Origin of the sequence: Streptomyces pseudovenezuelae, from assembly GCF_001513955.1 — a bacterium.
GTDB classification, from domain to species: Bacteria; Actinomycetota; Actinomycetes; order Streptomycetales; family Streptomycetaceae; genus Streptomyces; species Streptomyces pseudovenezuelae.
The window spans coordinates 1-24,001 of record NZ_KQ948152.1; the positions used below are offsets into that span (position 1 = coordinate 1).

The 24,001-nt window shown below is 72.0% G+C and carries 19 protein-coding genes, 1 rRNA gene and 1 pseudogene; 17 read left to right on the top strand and 4 right to left on the bottom strand.

Annotated features, from left to right (window positions below):
- Positions 1-76 precede the first annotated feature (76 nt).
- The 3 genes and pseudogenes from rrf to AQI94_RS46320 all read left to right on the top strand — a co-directional run bounded on the left by rrf (position 77) and on the right by AQI94_RS46320 (position 2,310).
- Positions 77-193, top strand: a 5S ribosomal RNA gene (gene rrf / locus AQI94_RS34340).
- 500 nt (positions 194-693) lie between these two features.
- Positions 694-1,371 (top strand): annotated as a pseudogene (locus tag AQI94_RS46765) (hypothetical protein); the annotation flags it as partial.
- 153 nt (positions 1,372-1,524) lie between these two features.
- Complete coding sequence (locus AQI94_RS46320; protein WP_199814346.1) at positions 1,525-2,310, top strand: tetratricopeptide repeat protein; 786 nt, start codon at positions 1,525-1,527, stop codon at positions 2,308-2,310.
- Between the two features lie 72 nt (positions 2,311-2,382).
- On the opposite strand, the gene AQI94_RS34350 is transcribed toward AQI94_RS46320, so the two are convergent.
- On the bottom strand, positions 2,383-3,675 hold the full coding sequence (locus AQI94_RS34350; RefSeq protein ID WP_031048937.1) for a DUF1015 domain-containing protein: 1,293 nt from the start codon (positions 3,673-3,675) through the stop codon (positions 2,383-2,385).
- A 72-nt stretch (positions 3,676-3,747) separates the two neighbouring features.
- On the opposite strand from AQI94_RS34350, the gene AQI94_RS34355 reads away from it, so the two are divergent.
- From AQI94_RS34355 to AQI94_RS34370, 4 genes are all read left to right on the top strand, one after another.
- On the top strand, positions 3,748-4,776 hold the full coding sequence (locus AQI94_RS34355; RefSeq protein ID WP_031048935.1) for an HAD hydrolase-like protein: 1,029 nt from the start codon (positions 3,748-3,750) through the stop codon (positions 4,774-4,776).
- A 109-nt stretch (positions 4,777-4,885) separates the two neighbouring features.
- On the top strand, positions 4,886-5,929 hold the full coding sequence (locus tag AQI94_RS34360) for a FecCD family ABC transporter permease (protein ID WP_031048931.1): 1,044 nt from the start codon (positions 4,886-4,888) through the stop codon (positions 5,927-5,929).
- Positions 5,926-6,963, top strand: coding sequence for a FecCD family ABC transporter permease (locus tag AQI94_RS34365; RefSeq protein ID WP_031048928.1), 1,038 nt, complete (start codon positions 5,926-5,928; stop codon positions 6,961-6,963). The genes AQI94_RS34360 and AQI94_RS34365 overlap by 4 nt, the downstream gene beginning before the upstream one ends.
- Entirely contained in the window at positions 6,960-7,805 is an 846-nt protein-coding gene (locus AQI94_RS34370; protein ID WP_078902800.1) for an ABC transporter ATP-binding protein, read from the top strand. Before AQI94_RS34365 ends, AQI94_RS34370 begins: the two co-directional genes overlap by 4 nt.
- Here the strand turns inward: AQI94_RS34370 and AQI94_RS34375 are convergent.
- Entirely contained in the window at positions 7,789-8,136 is a 348-nt protein-coding gene (locus AQI94_RS34375; protein WP_031048925.1) for an SCP2 sterol-binding domain-containing protein, read from the bottom strand. The genes AQI94_RS34370 and AQI94_RS34375 overlap by 17 nt on opposite strands.
- A 42-nt stretch (positions 8,137-8,178) precedes the next feature.
- On the opposite strand from AQI94_RS34375, the gene AQI94_RS43535 reads away from it, so the two are divergent.
- The 6 genes from AQI94_RS43535 to AQI94_RS34400 all read left to right on the top strand — a co-directional run bounded on the left by AQI94_RS43535 (position 8,179) and on the right by AQI94_RS34400 (position 14,203).
- Positions 8,179-8,481, top strand: a complete 303-nt coding sequence (locus AQI94_RS43535) for a hypothetical protein (RefSeq protein WP_078902799.1) — start codon at positions 8,179-8,181, stop codon at positions 8,479-8,481.
- Between the two features lie 7 nt (positions 8,482-8,488).
- Positions 8,489-9,304, top strand: a complete 816-nt coding sequence (locus AQI94_RS34380; protein WP_031048923.1) for a TlyA family RNA methyltransferase — start codon at positions 8,489-8,491, stop codon at positions 9,302-9,304.
- The gene (locus AQI94_RS34385) at positions 9,301-10,206 is read left to right on the top strand and encodes an NAD kinase (RefSeq protein ID WP_031048921.1); all 906 of its coding nucleotides are present in this window, start codon (positions 9,301-9,303) and stop codon (positions 10,204-10,206) included. Before AQI94_RS34380 ends, AQI94_RS34385 begins: the two co-directional genes overlap by 4 nt.
- A 162-nt stretch (positions 10,207-10,368) precedes the next feature.
- Positions 10,369-12,087, top strand: a complete 1,719-nt coding sequence (gene recN, locus AQI94_RS34390) for a DNA repair protein RecN (RefSeq protein ID WP_031048918.1) — start codon at positions 10,369-10,371, stop codon at positions 12,085-12,087.
- 14 nt (positions 12,088-12,101) lie between these two features.
- Positions 12,102-12,890 (top strand): hypothetical protein, encoded by a 789-nt coding sequence (locus AQI94_RS34395; protein WP_225890374.1) that lies wholly within the window; start codon positions 12,102-12,104, stop codon positions 12,888-12,890.
- A 176-nt stretch (positions 12,891-13,066) separates the two neighbouring features.
- Positions 13,067-14,203, top strand: a complete 1,137-nt coding sequence (locus AQI94_RS34400) for a glycosyltransferase family 4 protein (protein ID WP_031062034.1) — start codon at positions 13,067-13,069, stop codon at positions 14,201-14,203.
- A gap of 99 nt (positions 14,204-14,302) precedes the next feature.
- On the opposite strand, the gene AQI94_RS34405 is transcribed toward AQI94_RS34400, so the two are convergent.
- Positions 14,303-15,943 (bottom strand): PucR family transcriptional regulator, encoded by a 1,641-nt coding sequence (locus AQI94_RS34405; protein WP_062230085.1) that lies wholly within the window; start codon positions 15,941-15,943, stop codon positions 14,303-14,305.
- 54 nt (positions 15,944-15,997) lie between these two features.
- Here AQI94_RS34405 and AQI94_RS34410 point away from each other — a divergent pair, with 54 nt between their 5' ends.
- Positions 15,998-16,954 carry an LLM class F420-dependent oxidoreductase gene (locus AQI94_RS34410; protein WP_062230087.1) on the top strand — a complete coding sequence of 319 codons (957 nt, stop codon included), beginning with the start codon at positions 15,998-16,000 and terminating at the stop codon, positions 16,952-16,954.
- A gap of 56 nt (positions 16,955-17,010) precedes the next feature.
- Here the strand turns inward: AQI94_RS34410 and AQI94_RS34415 are convergent, their stop codons facing one another.
- Positions 17,011-18,813: a glycoside hydrolase family 15 protein gene (locus tag AQI94_RS34415; RefSeq protein WP_062230089.1), complete on the bottom strand. Its 1,803-nt coding sequence runs from the start codon at positions 18,811-18,813 to the stop codon at positions 17,011-17,013.
- A 471-nt stretch (positions 18,814-19,284) separates the two neighbouring features.
- On the opposite strand from AQI94_RS34415, the gene AQI94_RS34420 reads away from it, so the two are divergent.
- From AQI94_RS34420 to AQI94_RS34430, 3 genes are all read left to right on the top strand, one after another.
- The gene (locus AQI94_RS34420) at positions 19,285-20,949 is read left to right on the top strand and encodes a CTP synthase (RefSeq protein WP_031059438.1); all 1,665 of its coding nucleotides are present in this window, start codon (positions 19,285-19,287) and stop codon (positions 20,947-20,949) included.
- Between the two features lie 85 nt (positions 20,950-21,034).
- The gene (locus AQI94_RS34425) at positions 21,035-21,661 is read left to right on the top strand and encodes an NUDIX domain-containing protein (RefSeq protein WP_031059439.1); all 627 of its coding nucleotides are present in this window, start codon (positions 21,035-21,037) and stop codon (positions 21,659-21,661) included.
- Positions 21,662-21,920: 259 nt separating this feature from the next.
- Positions 21,921-23,984: a tetratricopeptide repeat protein gene (locus AQI94_RS34430; protein WP_031059440.1), complete on the top strand. Its 2,064-nt coding sequence runs from the start codon at positions 21,921-21,923 to the stop codon at positions 23,982-23,984.
- Positions 23,985-24,001 lie beyond the last annotated feature (17 nt).

Consider the following 24,001-nt stretch of genomic DNA (forward strand, 5'->3'; position numbering starts at 1 on the left):
GACAACGAACAGTTGTCGGCTAGAGCTTGAACCACACAACAGAAAAGTGTGCTTGTTCGCTCGAAACCATTAGGGTTTCGGTGGTCATAGCGTGAGGGAAACGCCCGGTTACATTCCGAACCCGGAAGCTAAGCCTTACAGCGCCGATGGTACTGCAGGGGGGACCCTGTGGGAGAGTAGGACACCGCCGAACAATCTTTGGAGGACCCCTGGTCCCAGCGTTCAGCTGGGACCAGGGGTCCTTTTGTTTTTAGAATGCTTGCAGTACCGATGACAGGAGTCACCATGTCCACCAACTCTCCCGACGACCGACCGGAGCGCGATCAGCAACGCCGGGACAGTGGTGACCGCGGCGATCGAGGCTACCGGGGGGACCGCGGCGGCTTCCGCCGTGACAACGACCGCGGCGGGAACGACCGCGGCGGCAATGACCGTGGTGCCAATCGCGGTGGTGGTTACGCCCGCCGTGACGATCGGCGCGATGACAACCGCGGTGGTGGCGGCGATCGTGGTGGCTTCCGCCGGGACGACAACCGCAGTGGTAGTGGCGACCGTGGGGCTCGTCCTCCGTTCCGTCGCGATGACCGGCCGGCTGGTCCTCGCCGGGACGACCGGGACCGTGGCGAGCGGGTAGAGCGCCGCGACGACCGTGGCGGTTTCCGCCGTGACGACAACCGTGGCAGCAGCTACGCGCCGCGCCGTGACGACCGTCGCGATGACCGACGCAGCGACGACCGCGGAGACCGCGGCGGCTTCCGCCGCGATGACAACCGCGGTGGTGGTGGCGACCGTGGTGGCTTCCGCCGCGATGATCGTGGTGACAGCCGTGGTGGGGATCGCGGTGGCTTCCGCCGTGACGACAACCGCGGTGGTGGTGGCGACCGTGGTGGTTTCCGTCGCGACGACAAGCGCAGTGGTGGTGGCGATCGTGGGGCTCGTCCTCCGTTCCGTCGCGATGACCGGCCGGCTGGTCCTCGCCGGGACGACCGGGACCGCGGTTTCCGGCGTGACGGTGACCGGCCTGCCTTCCGCCGTGATGACGACCGCGGCGGGGACCGCGGCGAGCGGGTAGAGCGCCGCGACGACCGTGGCGGCTTCCGCCGTGACGACAACCGTGGCAGCAGCTACGCGCCGCGCCGTGACGACCGTCGCGATGACCGACGCAGCGACGACCGCGGAGACCGTGGCGGCTTCCGCCGTGACGACCGTGGCGGCTTCCGCCGTGACGACAGCCGCAGCGGTGGTGGCGACCGTGGTGGCTTCCGTCGCGATGATCGTGGTGACAGCCGTGGTGGGGACCGTGGTGGTTTCCGCCGTGACGACAGCCGCAGCGGTGGTGGCGACCGTGGTGGCTTCCGCCGGGACGACCGTGGTGACAGCCGTGGTGGGCCCCGTAGGGACGACCGTGGTGGGCGGCCCGGTGGGTTCCGTGAGCGGGACGACCGGCGCGGTGGCGATGACCGGCGTGGCGGTGGCGGGCGGTTCCGTGATGAGCGGGACCGCGATCGTGAGCCGATCAAGCGGCTGCCGATCCCCGAGGACGTCACGGGCGAGGAGATCGACAAGGACGTACGGCAGGAGCTGCAGAGTCTGCCGAAGGGGCTTGCGGAGGACGTCGCCAAGAACCTGGTGATGGTCGCCCGGCTCATCGACGAGGACCCCGAGGGCGCCTACGGCTACTCCAAGGTGGCCCTGCGGCTGGCGTCGCGTGTCGCCGCCGTACGAGAGGCGGCCGGGTTCGCGGCGTACGCCAATCAGAAGTACAGCGAGGCGCTCGCGGAGTTCCGGGCCGCGCGGCGGATGACCGGGAACGTGGAGCTGTGGCCCGTGATGGCCGACTGCGAGCGTGGGCTCGGGCGGCCGGAGAAGGCGCTGGACATGGCCGGGGCGCCCGAGGTGCACAAGCTCGACAAGGCCGGCCAGGTGGAGATGCGGCTCGTCGCTGCCGGTGCCCGGCGTGACATGGGGCAGCTGGACGCGGCGATCGTGACGCTGCAGAGCCCCGAGCTGGCCTCCAACTCGGTGCAGCCGTGGACCGCGCGACTGCGGTACGCGTACGCCGACGCGCTGCTCGCGGCCGGTCGGGAGGGCGAGGCGCGGGAGTGGTTCGCCAAGGCCGTCGAGTCCGACAAGGACGGCAGCACGGACGCCTCCGACCGGCTCGCCGAGCTGGACGGGGTCGAGTTCGTGGACGCCTTCGCCGATGAGGAGGACGAGGGCGACGGTGAGGCCCCGACGGCCGCGACGGCTGCGGAGGTCGTGGAAGACGAGGACGACGAGGACGTTGAGGAAGACGACCTCAAGGACTGACCTGCGTTGTCGGTGCACCAGGTGAACATGTGAACAAAGGGGCGGGATCCCGGATCCCGCCCCTTTGTTGTGTCATACGTCCAGTGCGCGCAGGACCAGCCCCGACGCCGGTTTCGGGCCGAACGACGTCGACTTGCGAGGCATCGTGACGCCCTGGCGGGCGAGGTCGCGGACGACCTCCTCGCGGACCGGGTGCATCAGGACCGCCGTGCCGCCGTCGCGTTCCGCCTTCTCGACCGTGGCGGCCGTGTCGTGGATGTAGGCGATGCGCGCGGGGTCGTCCTCGGGGATGTGCCAGACGTGGGCGAGGAGCGTGGCGTGCAGGACCGTGGCGTCCAGGGTGCGCCAGGCGGTGGGGTGGTCCTGGGGGACGGTGCGGGCCAGGAGGTCCGGGTCCGGGCGGTCCACCAGGTGGAAGGCGCCGTCGCCGGCCAGGAGGAAGGCGTTTCCCGCGCAGGCCGCGTCGGCGAGGGTGTCCAGGGCCTCGGCCAGGGGGCCGTCGAGGCGTCGTACGCGGAAGAGGCCGTCGAGGAGCGCCAGGGACCGGGACACCGGGATCCCGTGCAGGAGGCGGTGGATGGCGCGGACGCGCAGGGGGTAGCGGGCCGTGTCGACGAGGAGGACCAGGCCGTGGTCCCAGGGGCTGGGGGAGGGGTGCTCCGCGCGGAGCCGGCGGTAGGTCGCCCAGCGGTGGTGGCCGTCGGCGATGAGGGCCTGGTGCCGGGTCAGGTCCGACTGGATGCGGGCCACTTCGGCAGGGTCGGTGATCGACCACAGGCGGTGGCGGTAGCCGTCCTCGGTGGTGGTCGCGAGCAGCGGGGGTTGCTCCGCCGTGCGTTCGATCGCGGTCGTCGTGACGGACTCCGAGCCGTTGCCGCGGTAGGTGAGCAGCAGGGGCTCCAGGTTCGCGGAGGTGGCGCGCATGAGGGCCGCGCGGTCGGCGACGACGTGCGGCATGACGTCCTCGTGGGGAAGGACCACGCCCTCCGAGGGCTCCGACAGACGCAGGGTGCCGATGATTCCGCGCTGGAGCAGGCCGGCGCCGTCCTGTTGTTCGTAGACGTACAGGCCGGGCTCGGCGTCGGCGGCCAGGATGCCCTCGGCGAGCCAGCCGCGCAGGGTGCGGGCCGCCTGTTCGTTGCGTTCGGCCGGGGTCGTCGCCTGCGGGAGGATCAGCCGGACGATGTTGTACGGGTCGTTCGACTGGAGCTGGTGCAGGCCGTCGGGGCGGACCACGACGTCGTACGGCGGTGAAGTCACGGCGGCCAGGCTGCCGACCCGGTCGGGGTCGTAGCGCAGGCCTCGGAACGGGGTGAGTTCCAGGCCTCGGCGCGCCGTTGCTTCCGGGTGACCTGCTGAGTTCATCCCGGCATCGTACGGGTGTCGGTGCCATGGGGGATGATCGGGGGAAAGCCGTCGAACGAGGAGCGATGCGGAATGAGCCAGCGCGCAAGGACGAGGCCCGAGGGCAGTGGGCAGGCCCTGAGCGAGGCGTACGACACCGCGCTGCTCGACCTCGACGGGGTGGTGTACGCGGGCGGGAACGCGATCGCGCACGCCGTCGACTCGCTGGCCACCGCGCGTGAGGGGGGCATGCACCTCGCCTACGTCACCAACAACGCGCTGCGTACGCCCGATGCCGTGGCCGAGCACCTCACCGAGCTGGGGATACCGACGGGGGCCGATGACGTCATCACCTCCGCCCAGGCCGTCGCGCGGCTGATCAGCGAGCAGGTGCCGGCCGGGGCGCGCGTGCTCGTCATCGGAGGCGAGGGGCTGCGGGTGGCCCTGCGCGAGCGGGGTCTTGAGCCCGTGGAGTCGGCCGACGACGATCCGGCGGCGGTCGTGCAGGGGTTCGGCGGGCCGGATCTGCCGTGGGGGCGGTTCGCCGAGGCCAGCTATGCCGTCGCGCGCGGGGTGCCCTGGTTCGCGTCCAACACCGACCTGACGATTCCGAGCGGGCGGGGGATCGCGCCGGGCAACGGCGCGGCGGTGGAGGTCGTGCGGATCGCGACCGGTGCCGAGCCGCAGGTCGCGGGCAAGCCGCTGCCTCCCATGCACCGCGAGACGATCCTGCGGACCGGTGCGAAGCGGCCGCTGGTGGTCGGGGACCGGCTGGACACCGACATCGAGGGCGCGTTCAACGGCGAGGTGGACTCGCTGCTCGTGCTCACCGGTGTCACCGACGGCCCCCAGCTGCTGGCCGCGCCGCCGCAGCACCGGCCGACCTATGTGGACGCCGATCTGCGGGGCATGCTGACCGGCCAGCCCGAGGTCAGCGAGGCGGGGGACGGCTTCCGGTGCGGGGGTTGGACGGCGAAGGCAGGCCAGGAGCGGCTGGAACTCGACGGTGACGGCGAGGCCCTGGACGGACTCCGGGCGCTGTGCGCGGCGGCCTGGACGGCGGCCGGTGAGGGTGTGTGCGAGCTGGACGCGGGGAAGGCGCTGGCCAGGCTGGGGCTGTGAGCCGCTGGGCCCGGAGAGATTCCTGTGAGTCCGGGAGCGGCCGGGTGGGCTCGGGAGCGGCAAGCCCTCGGGATCGTAGCCCGTTGCCAGGGTAGGCTAACCTAACTGCGTGTTGGTCGACAGTCCTCCCGAACAGCGCGCGGAGACCGCCCCCGCGCCCCCAACCCGCCGGGCGATACGAGTCCTTGGGCTCCTGGCGTCCGTAGTGATCCTGGTGCTCGTCGCGACGGCGAGCATCGCGGTCGGGGCAAAAGGGCTGTCCATGGAGCAGGTCTGGCACGGACTGTTCCAGGACACGGGGACCTACGGGGACGTCGTGGTGGCCGACCGGCTGTCCCGGACCGTCCTCGGGCTGCTCGCGGGCGCCGCCCTCGGCCTGTCCGGAGCGGTGCTCCAGGCGCTCACCCGCAATCCGCTGGCCGACCCCGGTCTGCTCGGCATCAACGCGGGCGCGTCCGCCGCGGTCGTCACCGCGATCACCTTCTTCGGCGTCACCTCGCTCAGCGGCTATGTGTGGTTCGCCTTTCTCGGCGCGGCCGCGGTCGGTGCCCTGGTCTGGTTCCTGGGCGGGAGCCGTGGTGCCACCCCGGTCAGGCTCGCGCTGGCCGGTACGGCGATCAGCGCGGCGCTCTACGGCTATCTCCAGGCCGTGATGATCACCGACGACCAGGCGCTCAACAAGATGCGCTTCTGGACGGTCGGTTCGCTGTCCTCGGCGAACAACTCGACCATCCTCCAGGTGCTGCCGTTCCTCGCGATCGGGTCGCTCCTCGCCCTCGCCCTCGCCCGGCCGCTCAACGCGATGGAGATGGGCGACGACACCGCCAAGGCCCTCGGCGCCCACCTCAACCGCACCCGGGCGCTGGCCATGCTCTCCGCGACCGTGCTGTGCGGGGCCGCGACCGCCGCCTGCGGACCGATCGTGTTCGTCGGCCTGATGGTGCCGCACATCGTGCGCTCCTTCACCGGCCCCGACCTGCGCTGGATCCTGCCGTACGCGACCGTCCTGTCGCCCGTGCTGCTGCTGGGCTCCGACGTCATCGGCCGGCTCGTGGCCCGGCCCGCGGAGCTCCAGGTCGGCATCGTGACCGCGCTCATCGGCGGCCCGGTCTTCATCTTTCTCGTACGACGGCGAAGGACGGCGCAGCTGTGAGGACCACCCGTGCCATCAGGACGCCCGGGGGGCTCTCCGTCCGGCTGGACGTGCGGGCCACCGTCGTCATCGCCCTGATCCTGCTCGCCGCGCTCACCGCGAGCGTCGTGCTGATCGGCACCGGCGACTTCCCGATCCCCGCGGGGGACGTGCTGAAGACGCTGGTCGGCAACGGCAACGCCGGGCAGGAGTTCATCGTCAACGAGCTGCGGCTGCCGCGGGTCCTCGTCGGTCTCCTGGTCGGCGCCTCGCTCGGACTCGGGGGTGCGCTCTTCCAGGCCGTCTCCCGCAACCCCCTGGGCAGTCCGGACGTGCTCGGCCTCAGTCAGGGGGCCACGGCCGGGGCGCTCACGATGATCGTGCTGTTCTCCGGGAGCGCGGCCCAGATCACCCTGGGCGCGCTGGTGGGCGGGCTCGTGACCGGGCTCGCCATCTATCTGCTCGCCTGGAGGCAGGGGGTGCACGGATACCGGCTGGTCCTGGTCGGCATCGGTGTCTCCGCGATCGTGACGGCCGTCAACGGCTATCTGCTGACCAGGTCAACCCTCACCGAGGCTGCCCAGGCCGTCGTCTGGATGACCGGCTCGCTCAGCGGCCGGGACTGGGCGCAGGTGTGGCCGCTGCTGTGGCTGTGCGCCGTCCTCGTCCCGCTCGTCCTCGTCAACGCGCGCGGCCTCAGGATGATGGAGATGGGCGACGACGTCTCCCACGCGCTCGGAGTACGCGTCGAGCGCGTCCGGCTGCTGCTCCTGGTCGCCGCCGTCCTGCTCACCGCCGCCGCCACCGCGGCCGCCGGACCGGTCAGCTTCGTCGCGCTCACCGCCCCGCAGCTGGCCCGCCGCCTCACCCGCTCGCCCGGCCCCAACCTGCTGCCCTCCCTGTGCATGGGCGCCACCCTCCTGGTCACCGCCGACTGGGTCTCGCAGAAGGTCTTCGGCGCCGACCAGCTGCCCGTGGGCGTGGTCACCGGAGTCCTCGGTGGCGTCTACCTGCTGTGGCTCCTGGTCACCGAGCGCAGGGCGGGCCGGATATGAACACCCCGAGGAGTACAAGGAGCACCGTGAACCGCCTGTCCGCCGACACCGTCACCCTCGCCTACGACCAGCGGGTCATCGCCGAGCAGTTGTCGGTGGAGATACCCGACCACTCCTTCACGGTGATCGTCGGCCCCAACGCGTGCGGCAAGTCCACCCTTCTGCGGGCCCTCTCGCGGATGCTCAAGCCCAGCCAGGGCAAGGTGCTGCTCGACGGGCAGGTCATCCAGTCGATGCCGGCCAAGAAGGTCGCCCGCACTCTGGGTCTGCTCCCGCAGTCGTCGATCGCGCCGGACGGGATCACCGTCGCCGACCTGGTCGGCCGCGGCCGCTACCCCCACCAGGGCATCCTGCGCCAGTGGTCCACCGAGGACGAGCGGGTCGTACAGGAGTCCATGCGGCAGACCGGGGTCGCGGAACTCGCCGAGCGGTACGTCGACGAGCTGTCCGGCGGTCAGCGCCAGCGGGTGTGGATCGCGATGGCGCTCGCCCAGCAGACCCCGCTGCTGCTCCTGGACGAGCCGACGACCTACCTCGACATCCAGCACCAGATCGACGTCCTGGACCTCTGTGCCGAGCTGCACGAGGAGCAGGGGCGCACCCTGGTCGCCGTCCTGCACGACCTCAACCACGCGGCCCGGTACGCCACGCATCTCATCGCGCTCAAGAGCGGGAGGATCATCGCCGAGGGCGCCCCGAACGACATCGTCACGGCCGAGCTGGTCGAGGAGGTCTTCGGGCTGCGCTGTCAGGTCATCGACGACCCGGAGACGGGCACGCCGCTGGTGGTGCCGGCCGCGCGCAAGGCACGCGCGCGCGTGGTCGCTACAGAAGCTTCCTGAGCTGGAGCAGGTCGCGCAGGCCCGCCTCCAGCTTGACCCGGCCCGCACCCCAGGCCTTGGCGAAGTTCAGCTCGCCGTTGACCAGCGCCACCAGGTCGTCGCCCGCCATGGTCAGTCTGATCTGGGCCTTCTCCTTCGGAGGGCCTTGGACCGTGTCCCGCACGACGATCCGGCCGCCCGTCATCCGGCCGACGAAGGTGACGTCGAGATCGGTGATACGGCAGCTCACCGAGCGGTCCATGGACGCCGCGGTGGCGACGTCCCCCTCGGCGTTGCGCATGTTGTCGGAGAGCTTCTCGAGTGCGGCTCGGCACTCCTCGATCGTGGCCATCGCGATCGACGGTACCCCAGTGGTTCGAGGTAGCGTCTGGGCATGAGCGACGCTGTTCCAGAGCCTTCACAAGAGGTCGCGGTCGACCCCGAGCACGACCCCGCCGCCCCCGCGCCTCTGCACGTGGTCCGCACCCCCACCGGTGACCCCGAGGTGGACGCCCGGCTGGAGCGGCTCGGTGACGCCGACCACCTCGCCACGGACGGACACATGGAGGTGTACGAGGATGTACACCGAGGGCTGCGCGACGCGCTCACCGCGCTCGACGCGCGCCCGGGACCTCCGGCGCCCTCGCCGTCGTACGACCAGAGGGCGCCTTCACCCTCGTATGGCACTAGGAGCTGAACCGAACGTGGCAGGAGTCGCACGCCGTCGGCTGGACGCGGAGCTGGTCCGGCGGAAGCTGGCGCGCTCGCGTGAGCATGCCAGCCAGCTGATCGCGGCCGGACGGGTCACCGTCGGCAAGACCGTCGCGACCAAGCCCGCCACCCAGGTGGAGACCGCGGCGGCGATCGTGGTGCAGAGCGACGACGGCGATCCCGACTACGTGTCCCGGGGTGGGCACAAGCTTGCGGGTGCCCTTCAGGCGTTCGTACCGCGGGGGCTCGTGGTCGAGGGGCGGCGGGCGCTGGACGCCGGCGCGTCCACCGGCGGGTTCACCGATGTGCTGTTGCGCGCCGGGGCCGCGCACGTGGTCGCCGTCGACGTCGGGTACGGACAACTCGCGTGGTCTCTTCAGAGCGATGAACGCGTCACCGTCAAGGACCGTACGAACGTACGCGAGTTGACGCTCGAAGCGATCGATGGGGAACCAGTGGATCTTGTCGTGGGGGATCTGTCCTTCATCCCGCTCGGACTGGTACTGCCCGCCCTGGTGCGGTGCGTGAAGCCGGACGCCGATCTGGTGATGATGGTGAAGCCGCAGTTCGAGGTGGGGAAGGAACGGCTGGGCAGCGGGGGAGTCGTACGGAGCACGCAGCTGCGGGCGGAGGCCGTGCGTGGAGTGGCCGAGAAGGCGGGGGAACTCGGGCTCGGGGTGAACGGGGTCACGGCCAGTCCGTTGCCCGGGCCCTCGGGCAATGTCGAATACTTTCTGTGGCTGCGTGCCGGGGCGCCCGCCCTGGACCCGGCCGATGTCGACCGTGCAGTTGCGGAGGGGCCGCGTTGAGCCAGAACCGAGCTCGTACTGTTTTCCTGCTCGCCCACACCGGGCGGCCCGCGGCCATTCGCAGTGCCGAGCTGGTCGTGAAGGGGCTGCTCCGCTCCGACATCGGCGTGCGCGTCCTGGAGTACGAGGCCGCCGACCTGCCGCTGCCGCCCGAGGTCCAGCTCGTCAAGGAGGCGACTCCGCAGTGCCTCGAAGGGTGCGAGCTGCTCATCGTGCTCGGCGGTGACGGGACGCTGCTGCGCGGCGCCGAGTTCGCCCGCGCGTCCGGGGTGCCGATGCTCGGCGTCAACCTGGGCAGTGTCGGGTTCCTCGCGGAGGCCGAGCGGGACGATCTCGACAAGGTTGTCGACCGGGTGGTGACCAAGGCGTACGAGGTCGAGGAGCGGATGACCGTCGACGTCGTGGTTCACCGGAACGGGGACATCGTCCACACCGACTGGGCGCTGAACGAGGCCGCCGTGCAGAAGGCGGGCGCCGAGAAGCTCCTTGAGGTCGTACTGGAGATCGACGGGCGGCCGGTGACGGGGTTCGGGTGCGACGGCATCGTGCTGTCCACGCCCACCGGGTCCACGGCGTACGCGTTCTCCGCGGGCGGGCCGGTGGTCTGGCCCGAGGTCGAGGCGCTGTTGATGGTGCCGATCTCGGCGCACGCGCTGTTCGCGAAGCCGTTGGTGACCTCGCCGAACTCCGTGCTGGCCGTGGAGTTGTTGCCGCACATCCCGCCGGGGGTGTTGTGGTGCGACGGGCGGCGGACGTTCGAGTTGCCGCCGGGGGCGCGGGTGGAGGTTCGGCGGGGGGCTGTGCCGGTTCGGCTGGCTCGGCTGCATCATGCGTCGTTCACCGACCGGCTGGTGGCGAAGTTCGCGTTGCCGGTGTCCGGGTGGCGGGGGGCGCCGCATTAGCGCTCTGTAGGGGGTGCTTTGGGGAGTTTGTGCGACCTGAGGTCGTATGTGGCTTGTCGCGCAGTTCCCCGCGCCCCTAAAAGCCTGACACTCCCCCGGGTGACAAGGGCACCTCGCACTCGCCCGCCCGGACCTCGTAAGGTCTTCACCGTGCTGGAAGAGATGCGGATACGGTCGCTCGGAGTCATCGATGACGCCGTCGTCGAGTTGTCGCCCGGGTTCACCGCTGTCACCGGTGAGACGGGTGCGGGCAAGACCATGGTGGTCACCAGCCTGGGGCTGTTGCTCGGTGGACGGGCTGACGCGGCGCTCGTGCGGATCGGGGCCGAGAAGGCGGTCGTGGAGGGGCGGATCACCGTGTCCGCCGGCGACTCCGTCGTCGTACGGGCCGAGGAGGCCGGGGCCGAGCTCGACGACGGGGCGCTGTTGATCAGCCGTACCGTTTCCGCCGAGGGGCGGTCCCGGGCGCACCTGGGCGGGCGGTCGGTGCCCGTGGGAGTGCTCGCCGAGCTCGCCGACGAGCTGGTCGCCGTCCATGGGCAGACCGATCAGCAGGGGCTGCTCAAGCTGAACCGGCAGCGGCAGGCGCTCGACCGGTACGCGGGTGACGCCGTCGCCGTGCCGCTCGCCAAGTACACCGAGGCCTACCGGCGGCTGCGGGCGGTCTCCGTCGAGCTGGACGAGATCGTCACGCGCGCGCGTGAGCGGGCCCAGGAAGCCGACATGCTGCGGTTCGGGCTCGACGAGATCGCGGGCGTGGAGCCGCGGGCCGGCGAGGACGTCGAGCTGGCGGAGGAGGCGGAGCGGCTCGGCCACGCCGAGGCGCTGTCGTCCGCGGCCACGGCCGCCCATGCCGCCCTCGCCGGGAACCCCGAGGATCCCGAGGGCATCGACGCCGCGACGCTCGTGGCGGGCGCCCAGCGGGCTCTGGAGGCCGTACGGTCGCACGATCCGGCCCTGTCCGCGCTCGCCGACCGGATCGGGGAGATCGGGATCCTGCTGGGCGACGTGGCCGGGGAGCTGGCGGGCTACGCCGACGACCTGGACGCCGATCCGCTGCGGCTGTCGGCCGTCGAGGAGCGCCGGGCCGCGCTCACCGCGCTGACCCGGAAGTACGGCGAGGACGTGGCCACGGTGATCACGTGGGCCGAGCAGAGCGCCGCGCGCCTGACCGAACTGGACGGCGACGACGAGCGGATCGACGAGCTGACCGCCGAGCGGGACGCGCTCAGGGCCGAACTGGGCGGTCTGGCGCAGGCGTTGACCGACGCGCGAACCGATGCCGCGGAGAGGTTTGCGGCGGCGGTGACGGCAGAGCTGGCCTCGCTGGCGATGCCCCACGCGCGCGTGTCCTTCGCCATCCGGCAGACCGAGGACGCGGAGGGCGTGGAGGTCGGCGGGCGTGCGGTCGCCTACGGGCCGGCCGGTGTGGACGAGGTCGAGCTGCTGCTCGCCCCGCATCCGGGTGCGCCGCCGCGGCCCATCGCCAAGGGCGCGTCCGGCGGTGAGCTCTCCCGGGTGATGCTGGCCGTCGAGGTCGTGTTCGCCGGGACGGACCCGGTGCCGACGTACCTCTTCGACGAGGTGGACGCCGGTGTCGGCGGCAAGGCGGCGGTCGAGATCGGGCGGCGCCTCGCGCGGCTCGCGAAGACCGCGCAGGTCGTGGTGGTGACCCACCTGCCCCAGGTCGCGGCCTTCGCGGACCGGCAGTTGCTGGTCGAGAAGACCAACGACGGGTCCGTCACCCGCTCCGGTGTGAAGGTGCTGGAGGGTGAGGACCGGGTGCGCGAGCTGTCCCGGATGCTCGCCGGACAGGAGGACTCGGAGACGGCCCGGGCACACGCGGAGGAGTTGCTGGCCACGGCCCGGGCGGACGCGTGAGGGGTACGTCCCTCGTGGTCACCGCTGCCCTGACGCGCGCCGGGACGGCCGTCCTTCGCGCCAGGGTGCCGGGCGGGCGGGAGCGGTGGGAGCGGACGAACTACGCCGGGCGGACGGTCGAGTTGTACGCCGGGCCCGCGGCCGCCGTGGCGGTGGCCCTGGGCGCGGCGCGGATACGGCCCGCCGCCGGGTGGGCGGTCGCCGTCGCCGGGCTCTGCGGGGCGTACGACGACCTCGCCGGGGACCACCGGCGGGGGTTCCGGGCGCATCTGGGCGCGCTGCGGGACGGTGAAGTCACCAGCGGGGCCGTCAAGTTGTTCGGGATCTCGGCCGCCGGGCTGGTCGCGGGCGCGTTGATGAAGGAGCGGGTCGTCGACAAGGCGCTCGCGGGTGTGGTGATCGCGGGAGCCGCCCATTTCGTCAACCTCGTGGACGTACGCCCCGGTCGGGCGGCCGGGGCGGTGCTCGCGTTCGGGGTGCCGGGGATGGCGAGGTCGGAGTTGGCCGGCGTCGCCGTGGGCGCCGCGGCGGCCCTGTTGCCGGACGACCTCGGTGAGCGCGCGATGATCGGCGATGTGGGGGCGCATGCGTTGGGGGCGGCGTGGGGAGCGGCTGTCGTCGCCGGGAGCGGGAGGGCGGGGCTCCTCGCGCATGCGGCCGCCGTTGTCGCCGCGGCTGTCCGGGGGGATCAGGTGAGTCGTGTGTCGGCTGCGGGCGGGTGGGGATTCTCGCGCGGTCGCCCGCGCCCCCTCGGGTCGGACAGCTTCGGGTCGGAAGAGGGGTCCCGTCACTCTTGTGAGTGACCCCGACGCGCCGGGCACGCCCGTCCCTCTTTCGCCGCATGCACGGAACACCCGTACGTCCTGGCATCCTTGGCAGAGAACCTGTCACGCGTAGGAAGCGCGCGGTACACCCCTCCGCTCGATCCCTTCTGTACGTTTCCTCGTGACCGACCGACCCGAACCAGGAGCCCGGCCACGTGACCCCCGTGAGCAGCCACTCACCGCACGGCCAGTCGCCGCTGCGCACCGTGCAGGTGCTGGGCGGCGGCAATGCCGGCAGCAGCGCACATGTGCGCTCCCTGACCTCGGGGCTCGTCGCGCGGGGCGTGCGGGTGACGGTGTGCGCCCCCGCCGAGGCGGATCGCTCCTACGACTTCTCCGGGGCCGGTGCCGAACACGTGCACGTACCGCGCAGCAGCGACCCGACCTCCGTGGCCGTGCTGCGGGCGGCCTGCGCGGACGCCGATCTGGTGCACGCGCACGGGCTGCACGCCTCGTTCCGCGCGGTGCTCGCGCTCAGCGGGCGGCGGACCCCGCTCGTCGTCACCTGGCACGACCGGGCGTACGCGGAGGGGGCGCGGGCACATTTCGTGCGCCTTCTGGAACGCCGGGTCGTGAAGGCGGCCTCCGTGGTCCTGGGGTCCACCTCGGCGCTCGTGGACCGGGCCCGCAGGACCGGGGCCCGGGACGCGCGACTCGCCGCAGTCGCCCTGCCCGGGCCGCGCGGAGTCGTCGAGCAGGAGGACCCCGACCGGCTGCGTCCCAAGGTGCGGGCCGAACTCGGCGCCATCGGGCGGCCGTTGCTGATGGCGGTCGGCGCCCTGGAGCGGCACAAGGGCTACGAGACACTCCTGGACGCCACCCGCGCGTGGCGCCGTCTCGACCCGCTGCCGCTGCTCGTCGTCGCCGGGGAAGGGCCGCTGCGGGCGGTCCTGCAGAGCCGTATCGAGACAGAAGGGCTGCCGGTTCGGCTCATCGGCCGGCGCGACGACATCTCCGAACTGCTCACCGCCGCCGATCTCGCCCTCCTGCCCAGCCGTTGGGAGGCGCGCTCGGTGCTCGCCCAGGAGGCCCTCCACGCGCGGGTGCCGCTTGTCGCGACCGAGGTCGGCGGCATCCCCGAACTCGTCGGCGACGCGGCCGAACTCGTCCCGTACGGCGACCCGGAGGCGCTCGCCGAGGCCGTCGTACGGCTGCTCGGCGATCCCGAGCGCTGTGAGCTGCTGAAGGAACGAGGGGTGCGGCAGGCGGCCACCTGGCCGACGGAGGACGAGACCGTCGCGCAAGTGCTCAGCGTCTACGACGAGTTGACCCAGCCCCGGCCGCTCATCTGAGAGCCCGTTCGAAGCGGGCTAGGGTCTGTCGTTTGGGTCAGGCCGGCCGTGAGGTGCGGTGCTTTTCTGGCGACGCCGGGCTGATCCAAACGACAGACCCTAGGGCACGTGCCGGCGTGCCCGCAGCGCCAGGCTCAACGCCAGTACGGTCTGCGGGTCGTCGAGGTCCGTGCCCAGCAACTCGCCGATGCGGGCGAGGCGGTTGTACAGGGTCTGCCGGTTGAGGTGGAGCTCGCGGGCCGTCTCCGCCTTGCGGCCCGCGTGGGCCAGATAGGTCTGCAGGGTCGGCAGCAGGGGCGGCTTGGAGCGGTCGTCGTGGGCACGCAGCGGGCCGATGGCGCGGTCCACGAAAGCCGCGAGGTCCGGGTGGTCGCGCAGCCGCCACAGCAGCAGGTCGATGTCGAGGCGACGGGCGTCGTACCAGGGACGGTCCGACAGGCCCTGTGCCGCCGTCGCCGTCTCGGCCGCGTGCCGCAGGCCCGCCGAGGCCGCCGCCCAGCCGCCGGCGACTCCGACGACCACGACCGGCGGCTGGGCGCCCGGGCGTTGCATCCCGGCCCGCTCCACGCCCGCCCGCAGCGCCGCCGCGACCCGGTCCGCGACCGCCGACCGCTCCGACTCCGAGCGCAGGCCGAGCAGGACCGGCACCCGGCCCTCGACAGGCCGGACGCCCAGCAGGACCGGCACGCCGACCGAGGCCAGCTCCTCGGAGACCGCGCGGGCCAGCACCGCCCAGCCGCCGCCGGGCGCGAGAGCGTCGCCGAGCCGCATCACCACGGGCAGCAGCGGCCCGCTGCCCGGCTTGAAGCCCAGCACGCGCGCCTGTGCCGGCGCGTCCTCCGGGGTGATGCGGCCCTCGGCGAGGTCGGTCAGGAAGTCGCCGCGGCCGCGGGCCGCCAGCTCCTCCTCCTGGCGGGCCTGCATCAGGACGACGGCCAGGATGCCCGCCGCGCGTTCGGCCGCCATGCGGTGCACGGGGGCCAGCGGGGCCCGTACGGGAAGCAGGACCAGCCGCGCCCGTACAGATCCCGCGCCGGGCCCGCCCCCGGGGACGTCCACCAGAGCCGAGCCGGCCGGCGGGGTGTCCTTGTGCTGGCCCCGCAGCCCCTCCCAGACCTGCAGCGGGTCGGCGCCCTCGGGACCCTCCCCGGCCGCGTACAGGAGCTGCCCGTCCGTCGTCTCCAGGAAGACCGGGTTGCCGCTGAAGTCGGCCAGGATGCCGAGCACCTGAGGGATGCCGCCGCCGCCCAGCAGGGCCTCGGTACAGCGGCGGTGCACCTCCTCGGCCCGCTGGAGCAGCGCGTAGTGGCCGTTGACGATCTCGGTGTGGATCTCCTCGGTGACCGCCACGAACGGCACCTCGCGGTGCAGTTGGACGAGGGGCAGGCCGGTGGTGCGGGCCGTGTCGACGAGGGCCGCGGGCAGCCGGGTGAAACGCGGGCCCAGCTCGACGACCAGGGCCGCGATGCCGCGCTCGGCCAGGGTGCGCACGAACGCCCGCTGTTCGGCCGGACGGGTGCCGAGCCCGTAACCGGTGGTCAGCAGCAGCTCCCCGCCCTTCAGCAGGGAAGCGATGTTCGGCACCTCTCCCGCGTGCACCCAGCGCACGGTCCGCTGCAGCCGGTCCGCGCCCGCGAGGATCTCCGGGAGCCCGCTGCGCAGACCGGGCAGCTCCAGTGCGCGCTGCACGGTGATCCCGGCGCCCTGGGTGTCGAAACCGCTGTTCGTGCCGCTGTCCATGAGCCGGACGCTACCCGAGGCGTGCCCGGGGCCGCGGTGGGGTAGCGGCCGCGCATGGACTTCAGCGTGGTGGCCGTGGCACGGGAGGACGACAGTCCGGTCGGGGAGCCGCTCAGGGTGGCGGTGGCGGCCGACCGGCTCGGGTACCGGGAGGTGTGGGCGGGGGAGGGCCCGACGTGGGACTCCTTCGTCCTCGCCACCGCGATCGGGCGGGCCACCGAGCGGGTCGCGCTGACCGCGGGTCCGGTCCCGGTGAACGTGCGCGACCCGTACACCACGGCCCGCGGTGCCGCCTCGGTCGCGGCCCTCGTCGGCCGCCCGGTCGGGGTGGCACTGGGCACGTCCAGCAAGCGGGTGGTCGAGGGCGTGCACGACCGGCCCCGGGCCCGGCCCGCCGCCGTACTGGAGGAGCAGGCGGCGGCCGTACGACGCTTTCTGCACGCCTCTCCGGGCGAGCCGGTCGTGCCCGGCAGCCCCTTCCACCGCCGTCTGCCCCCGCCCGGCGGGCCGCTCACCGTCGCCGCGTTCGGGCCCCGCGCGATCGCCACGGCCGCCGCGCACGCCGAACGCATGCTGCTGGACGTGGTCTCCCCGGCGCAGGTGCGGGCGCTTCGCGCGCAGCTGGACGCGGCGGCCGGGAAGGCGGGCCGTACGCGCCCCTCGCTCGCCGCCTGGCTGCCGGCGGCCGTCGACCCCGACCCGCGGTCGCTGGCGCAGGTGCTGGGCGGCATCGCCGGATATCTGACCGTGCCGGGCTACAGCGAGGTCTTCGCCGAGGCGGGGTTCGGGGATGCCGTGGAGCTGGCCGCGGGCGGGGCGGACCGGCAGACCCTGGTGCGGGCCCTGCCCGCGGCGGCCGCTGGCACGGTCGGGCTGGTGGGCGACCTGGACGCCGTACGGGCCCGGATCGACGCCTACGCGGAGGCCGGGCTCGACGAGATCGCCCTCGTACCGGCCACGGCGGGGGACCCGGGCGGCGAACGCACGCTGACGGCGCTCAGGCCGGCCTGAGCCGAAGCCGCCGCCCCGCAGGACCCGGAAGAGATCCGGGTCCTGCGGGGTGAGGGTCAGCCGCCGTACGCCCCCGACGCCGTCAGACGCAGGGCCGTGTCGATGAGCGGGACGTGGCTGAAGGCCTGCGGGAAGTTGCCGACCTGGCGCTGCAGGCGCGGGTCCCACTCCTCGGCGAGCAGACCGAGGTCGTTGCGCAGGGACAGCAGCTTCTCGAAGAGCTTGCGGGCCTCGTCCACGCGGCCGATCATCGCGAGGTCGTCCGCCATCCAGAACGAGCAGGCCAGGAAGGCCCCTTCGTCGCCGGGGAGGCCGTCGACGTTCTCGTCGCCGCTGGTGGTGGGGTAGCGCAGGATGAACCCGTCCGACGTGGACAGCTCACGCTGGATCGCCTCGATGGTGCCGATGACCCGCTTGTCGTCCGGCGGCAGGAAGCCCATCTGCGGGATCAGCAGCAAAGAGGCGTCCAGCTCCTTCGAGCCGTACGACTGCGTGAAGGTGTTGCGCTCCTTGTCGTAGCCCTTCTCGCACACGTCCCGGTGGATGTCGTCGCGCAGCTCGCGCCACTTCTCCAGCGGGCCGTCCGCGTCTCCGGACTCGATCAGCTTGATGGTGCGGTCCACGGCGACCCAGGCCATCACCTTGGAGTGCACGAAGTGCCGGCGCGGGCCGCGCACCTCCCAGATGCCCTCGTCCGGCTCGTCCCAGTGCTGCTCCAGGTAGCGGATCAGCTTGAGCTGGAGCAGGGAGGCGTAGTCGTTGCGGGACAGGCCCGTCATGTGGGCCAGGTGCAGGGCCTCGGTGACCTCGCCGTACACGTCGAGCTGGAGCTGGTGCGCGGCGCCGTTGCCGACCCGGACGGGGCCCGAGTTCTCGTATCCCGGCAGCCAGTCCAGCTCGGCCTCGCCCAGTTCCCGCTCGCCCGCGATGCCGTACATGATCTGCAGGTTCTCGGGGTCGCCCGCGACGGCCCGCAGAAGCCACTCGCGCCAGGCGCGGGCCTCCTCGCGGTAGCCGGTGCGCAGCAGCGAGGAGAGGGTGATGGCCGCGTCGCGCAGCCAGGTGTAGCGGTAGTCCCAGTTGCGGACGCCGCCGATGTCCTCGGGCAGGGAGGTCGTCGGGGCCGCGACGATGCCGCCGGTGGGGGCGTACGTCAGCGCCTTGAGCGTGATCAGCGAGCGGATGACGGCCTCGCGGTAGGGGCCGTGGTACGTACAGTGCTCGACCCACTCGCGCCAGAAGTCCTCGGTGGCCTCCAGGGACTGCTCGGGCTCCGGCAGCGGCGGCGGCTGCTTGTGCGAGGGCTCCCAGGAGATGGTGAACGCGATCCGGTCACCCGGGGCGACCGTGAAGTCGGAGTACGTCGTCAGGGACTTGCCGTACGTCTCGCAGTCGGTGTCGAACCACACCGAGTCCGGGCCCGCCACGGCGACCGTGCGCCCCTCGTGCTTGTGGACCCACGGGACGACACGGCCGTACGAGAAACGCATCCGCAGGGCCGAACGCATGGGCACGCGGCCCGAGACGCCCTCCACGATCCGGATGAGCTGGGGAGCGCCGTCACGCGGGGGCATGAAATCGGTCACCCGGACCGTGCCGCGTGAGGTGTCCCACTCCGATTCCAGGATCAGCGAGTCGCCGCGGTAGGTGCGCCGGGCCGCGGTGGGGGGCTCGGCGTCGGCCGCGTGCGCGGGGCCGAGGCGCCAGAAGCCGTGTTCCTCGGTGCCCAGCAGGCCGGCGAAGATGGCATGCGAGTCGAAGCGGGGCAGGCACAGCCAGTCCACCGTGCCGTCCCGGCAGACCAGGGCTGCGGTCTGCATGTCTCCGATGAGTGCGTAGTCTTCGATGCGCCCGGCCACGTGCAACTCCAGTCGAACGGCCACGTCACCCCCTCAGGGAAAAAGGGGGCTGTCGCTTGGTGCGGTCAAGGGGGTCGTTGTAATGCGTCGTTGAGCGGTGAAGCAAAACAGTCCTGCCGCTGTGAGGCAAAACGACAACTGTTGCTCAACGAACTGACGAGCTCTCGTTGTTCCGGCACTTACGGGTGGGGGTGGTCCCGAGTTTCCGGCCGGGCTCGGCAGCGAGTGTCCGAGCAGGATACGACGCACGTAGATGATCTGTGTGCCGCTCCGGGCAACGCGGCTGGGCCGAACGGGTGAGCAACGGGTGAGAAGCGGGTGCGTTCGTGCGGGTCCGTGTCCGTGTGTGTGCGGAGCGTGGCCGGAAGCCATCTCCCCGAGGCGCTGATACCCTGGTAGCCCGTGGACCGGTGGGCGTCTGACCCCCGAACCGCACCTCCAGATCGCGACCACGGGAGCCCCCTCTTGGCCATGACCGCTGCTTTTCGAAACAGCACTGCCACGACGACCAAGCACATCTTCGTCACTGGGGGTGTCGCCTCCTCGCTCGGCAAGGGACTGACGGCCTCCAGCCTCGGCATGCTGCTCAAGGCGCGGGGCCTGCGCGTCGTGATGCAGAAGCTCGACCCGTACCTCAACGTCGACCCGGGCACGATGAACCCCTTCCAGCACGGTGAGGTGTTCGTCACCAACGACGGCGCCGAGACCGACCTGGACATCGGCCACTACGAGCGCTTCCTCGACCGTGACCTCGACGGCTCCGCCAACGTCACCACCGGCCAGGTCTACAACACGGTGATCGCCAAGGAGCGGCGCGGCGAGTACCTCGGCGACACCGTCCAGGTCATCCCGCACATCACCAACGAGATCAAGCACCGCATCCGGCGCATGGCGACCGACGAGGTCGACGTCGTCATCACCGAGGTCGGCGGCACGGTGGGCGACATCGAGTCGCTGCCGTTCCTGGAGACGGTCCGCCAGGTCCGTCACGAGGTCGGCCGTGACAACGTCTTCGTCGTCCACATTTCCCTCCTGCCGTACATCGGCCCGTCGGGAGAGCTGAAGACGAAGCCGACCCAGCACTCGGTTGCGGCCCTGCGCAACATCGGTATCCAGCCGGACGCCATCGTGCTGCGCTGCGACCGCGAGGTGCCGACCGCCATCAAGCGCAAGATCTCGCTGATGTGCGACGTCGACGAAGCCGCCGTGGTCGCCTGCCCCGACGCCCGTTCGATCTACGACATCCCGAAGACCGTGCACGGCGAGGGCCTGGACGCCTATGTCGTCCGCAAGCTGGACCTGCCCTTCCGGGACGTGGACTGGACGACCTGGGACGACCTGCTCGACCGCGTCCACAACCCCGACCACGAGATCACCCTCGCCCTGGTCGGCAAGTACATCGACCTGCCCGACGCCTACCTCTCGGTCACCGAGGCGCTGCGCGCGGGCGGCTTCGCCAACAAGGCCCGCGTCAAGATCAAGTGGGTCACCTCCGACGACTGCAAGACCCCGGCCGGTGCCGCGGCGCAGCTCGCCGACGTCGACGGCATCTGCATCCCGGGCGGCTTCGGCGACCGCGGTGTGCTCGGCAAGGTCGGCGCGATCAAGTACGCCCGCGAGAACAGGATCCCGCTGCTGGGCCTGTGCCTGGGCCTGCAGTGCATCGTGATCGAGGCCGCGCGCAACCTGGCCGACATCCCGGACGCCAACTCCACCGAGTTCGACTCGGCCACCGGCCACCCGGTCATCTCCACCATGGCCGAGCAGCTCGACATCGTCGCCGGCGAGGGCGACATGGGCGGCACCATGCGGCTCGGCATGTACCCGGCCAAACTCGCCGAGGGCTCCATCGTCCGTGAGGTCTACGACGGCAAGGAGTACGTCGAGGAGCGGCACCGCCACCGCTACGAGGTCAACAACGCCTACCGCGCGGAGCTCGAAAAGAAGGCGGGCATCCTGTTTTCCGGCACCTCGCCGGACGGCAAGCTCGTCGAGTACGTCGAGTACCCGCGCGACGTCCACCCGTACCTGGTCGCCACCCAGGCCCACCCCGAGCTGCGCTCGCGTCCGACCAGGCCGCACCCGCTGTTCGCCGGCCTGGTGAAGGCGGCGGTGGAGCGGCAGAGTTCCAAGTAGCACGACAGTTGTACGGTGGCCGGGGCGCGCGCATTCAAAGAGCGAGCGTCCCGGCTTCTTTTGCGCACGTGGGGAAGGACAGGGCATGACGATCGAGGACACTCCGGAGGAGTGGGAGATCCGGGCGACGAAGACCCCCTTCGTGGGCAACAAGACCTCCGTCCGCACGGACGAGGTGGTCATGCCCGACGGGTCCGTGGTCGGCCGCGACTACCAGGTCCACCCCGGTTCCGTGGGCGTCCTCGCCCTCGACGACGAGGACCGGGTCCTGCTCATCCGGCAGTACCGGCATCCCGTACGGCAGAAGCTGTGGGAGATCCCGGCGGGGCTGCTGGACGTGCCCGGTGAGAATCCGCTGCACGCGGCCCAGCGCGAGCTGTACGAGGAGGCGCACGTCAAGGCGGAGGACTGGCGGGTGCTGACGGATGTCTACACCTCGCCGGGAGGCTGTGACGAGGCGATCCGGATCTTCCTGGCCACGGGGTTGTCCGAGGCGCAGGAGGAGCGGTTCAAGGTCGAGGACGAGGAGATCGACCTGGAGTACGCGCGCGTGCCGGTCGCCGAGCTGGTGCGGGGGGTGCTGGCGGGGGAGCTGCACAACAACTGCCTGGTGGTGGGGGTTCTGTCGTTGGTCGCGGCGCGGGCCTCCGGCGGGTTGGACGGGTTGCGTTCCGCTGAGGCGGAGTGGCCTGCGCGGCCTTTCGAGGCGTGACGGGTTCCCGGGATTGCGCCGTTGTGGTGGCGGTCCGTTGCCGGGTGCGGGTTCGTTGTGGTTGATCGCGCAGTTCCCCGCGCCCCTGGCGGTACTGCCGAACTCGGAGATCCTATGATCCGTTGATCCGATTGGGGGACTCTCGCGGCCCCACCGCCGCGCTCCGCCAGGAACGTTGCAGAGCGTGAACTAGGCTTTTGGTGCCCGAACCGGGGTCACCGGCGGGCTTTGCGCGTGCGGTGGGACGGGAGTGTGGCCCGTGACGGATCAGGCGGTGGACGCAGGCGGCACACGGGTGTCCGACGAGGGCCGATTCCTGGGCCGGACACGGGAGTTGAAGGAGCTGCGCGCCGACATCGAGCGGGCGGGACTCGACACGCTCTCCGGTAGGAAGGCACCCCGCGCGCGCGTGCTGCTGATCGCGGGGCGCCCCGGGTCCGGCCGTACCGCGCTCGCCGAGGAACTCGTCCGGGTGGTCGCTGACCGTTACGGCGACGGGGTGCTGCGCGTCCGGCTGAGCGAGCCCGACGGCACCCCTGTTCCGGTCGCGAACGCCGCCCGGGAACTGCTCACCGCGCTCGACGTACGGGCACCGGCCGGAGCCGCCGAGGACGACCTCACGGCGGTGCTGCGCGAGGCCCTCGCCGAACGTCGCGCGCTCGTTCTGCTCGACGACGCGGTCGCCGCGGAGCAGGTGGACGCCCTGCTTCCGGACACCCCGGAATGCCTGGTCGTGGCCGTGTCGGGAGGCCCGCTGACCGGGATCGCGGACGTCCGTCCGTGCACCCTCGGGGGGCTCGACACCAAGTCCGCGCTGGAGCTGCTGTCCCGGCACACGGGGTCGGTCCGGATCACCGTGGACCCCCGTGCCGCCGAGGGGCTGGTCGAGGAGTGCCAGGGCCACCCCGCCGCGCTGATGCTGGCCGGGGGCTGGCTCGCCGCCCGGCCCAAGGCGGCCGTCTCCGATCTGGCCAAGCAACTGCATGCGGAGAGTGACGAGGGAAGCCCGCTCAGCCGGGTCTTCAAGCTCGTCTACGCGTCCCTGCCCGCCGCGGCCGCCCGGACCCTGCGCCTGCTCGCCCTCGCCCCGGCCGGACTCCTCGACCCGCACACCGCCTCCGCGCTCGCCGGCTGCTCGGTGAGCGGCGCCCGCTCCACCCTGGACGACTTCGTCGGGCTCGGTCTGCTGCACGCGGTGGACTCGCCCCTGCCGCAGTACGAGGTCCCCGGCTGTCTGTACCCCCTGCTCAAGGCCCTCGCCGACACCCAGGACCGCCCGGCCGAACTCCAGCTGGCCCGCGCCCGCATGCTGGAGCGGACCGTACGGCTGCTCCAGTCCTCCCGCGCCATCACCGAGACCGACAGTCCCGACGCCCGCGAGAAGCTCCAGGGCATGCCGAACTCGGTGCGCTTCCCGAACCCGCGGGCCGCCGAGGACTGGCTGCGCATCCGCAGGCCCGCCCTGCTCGCCGCGGCCCGCCTCGCGGTCGCCGACGGGGAGCTGGACACCCTGGCCAGGCGCCTGATGTCGCAGCTCGTGCGCACCATGGTGGCCCACTTCGGCATGAAGGCCGCGGCCCCCGACCTCTACGGCATCCACGGCCTCGTCCTCGACATCGCCGAGCGGCGCGCCCTGCCCCGCGAGAAGGCCGCCGCCCTGCTGAACCTCGCCGACCTGGACGCCGGGACCGGCCGCACCCGGGAGGCGCTGGCGCGCTATCGGGCGGCCCTGGACGCCGGACGGGAGGCGAACGACCCGTACGCGACCGGCCGCGCGATGGAATCCGTAGGCGGCGCGCATCTGGAGCTCGGGGACTACGACCGGGCCGCCGACTGGTTCGGCCGGGCCCTCGCCCAGCGCCTCGCCCGGGACGAGCGCGCGGAGGCCGCCCGGCTCTACGGCCGGATCGCCGCCGCGCACACCTACGCGGGCCGCTACGGCGAGGCGGTCAGGAACTGGCGGGCCGCGCTCGCCGGACACCGCAAGGAGGGCGATGTCGCGGCCCACGCGCGGGCGTTGAGCGAACTCGCCCGGGTCCAGGAGTACGCCGGACACCCCGAGGAGTCGCTGCGCACCTGCCAGGAGGCCGTGGAGTGCGCACGGCGGGCCGAGGACGTCCGGCTGCTGGCCGCGCTCCAGCTGCGGCTCGCGGACACGCTCGACCGCCTCGGCGATCCCGCGGCCGCCCAGCTGCACCGGGGCGCCGCCGAGCGGCTGCTGGGGGAGGAGCTTTCCCAGGAGGAACCCGCCTCTCAGCAGGCCGAGGATCCGAAACACGCCGCTGATGCCTGCGAAATCCGTAGTACATCCGCTGAAGATTGATGCAATGAAAGGCTAGA

What these genes read in the sequence shown, in the direction of transcription:
- recN (WP_031048918.1), top strand. Translation starts at nt 10,369, where the DNA reads ATGCGGATACGGTCGCTCGGAGTCATCGATGACGCCGTCGTCGAGTTG.
- AQI94_RS34410 (WP_062230087.1), top strand. Translation starts at nt 15,998, where the DNA reads ATGGACTTCAGCGTGGTGGCCGTGGCACGGGAGGACGACAGTCCGGTC.
- AQI94_RS34420 (WP_031059438.1), top strand. Translation starts at nt 19,285, where the DNA reads ATGACCGCTGCTTTTCGAAACAGCACTGCCACGACGACCAAGCACATC.
- AQI94_RS34375 (WP_031048925.1), bottom strand. Translation starts at nt 8,136, where the DNA reads ATGGCCACGATCGAGGAGTGCCGAGCCGCACTCGAGAAGCTCTCCGAC.
- AQI94_RS34370 (WP_078902800.1), top strand. Translation starts at nt 6,960, where the DNA reads ATGAACACCCCGAGGAGTACAAGGAGCACCGTGAACCGCCTGTCCGCC.
- AQI94_RS34405 (WP_062230085.1), bottom strand. Translation starts at nt 15,943, where the DNA reads ATGGACAGCGGCACGAACAGCGGTTTCGACACCCAGGGCGCCGGGATC.
- AQI94_RS43535 (WP_078902799.1), top strand. Translation starts at nt 8,179, where the DNA reads ATGAGCGACGCTGTTCCAGAGCCTTCACAAGAGGTCGCGGTCGACCCC.
- AQI94_RS34425 (WP_031059439.1), top strand. Translation starts at nt 21,035, where the DNA reads ATGACGATCGAGGACACTCCGGAGGAGTGGGAGATCCGGGCGACGAAG.
- AQI94_RS34350 (WP_031048937.1), bottom strand. Translation starts at nt 3,675, where the DNA reads ATGAACTCAGCAGGTCACCCGGAAGCAACGGCGCGCCGAGGCCTGGAA.
- AQI94_RS34355 (WP_031048935.1), top strand. Translation starts at nt 3,748, where the DNA reads ATGAGCCAGCGCGCAAGGACGAGGCCCGAGGGCAGTGGGCAGGCCCTG.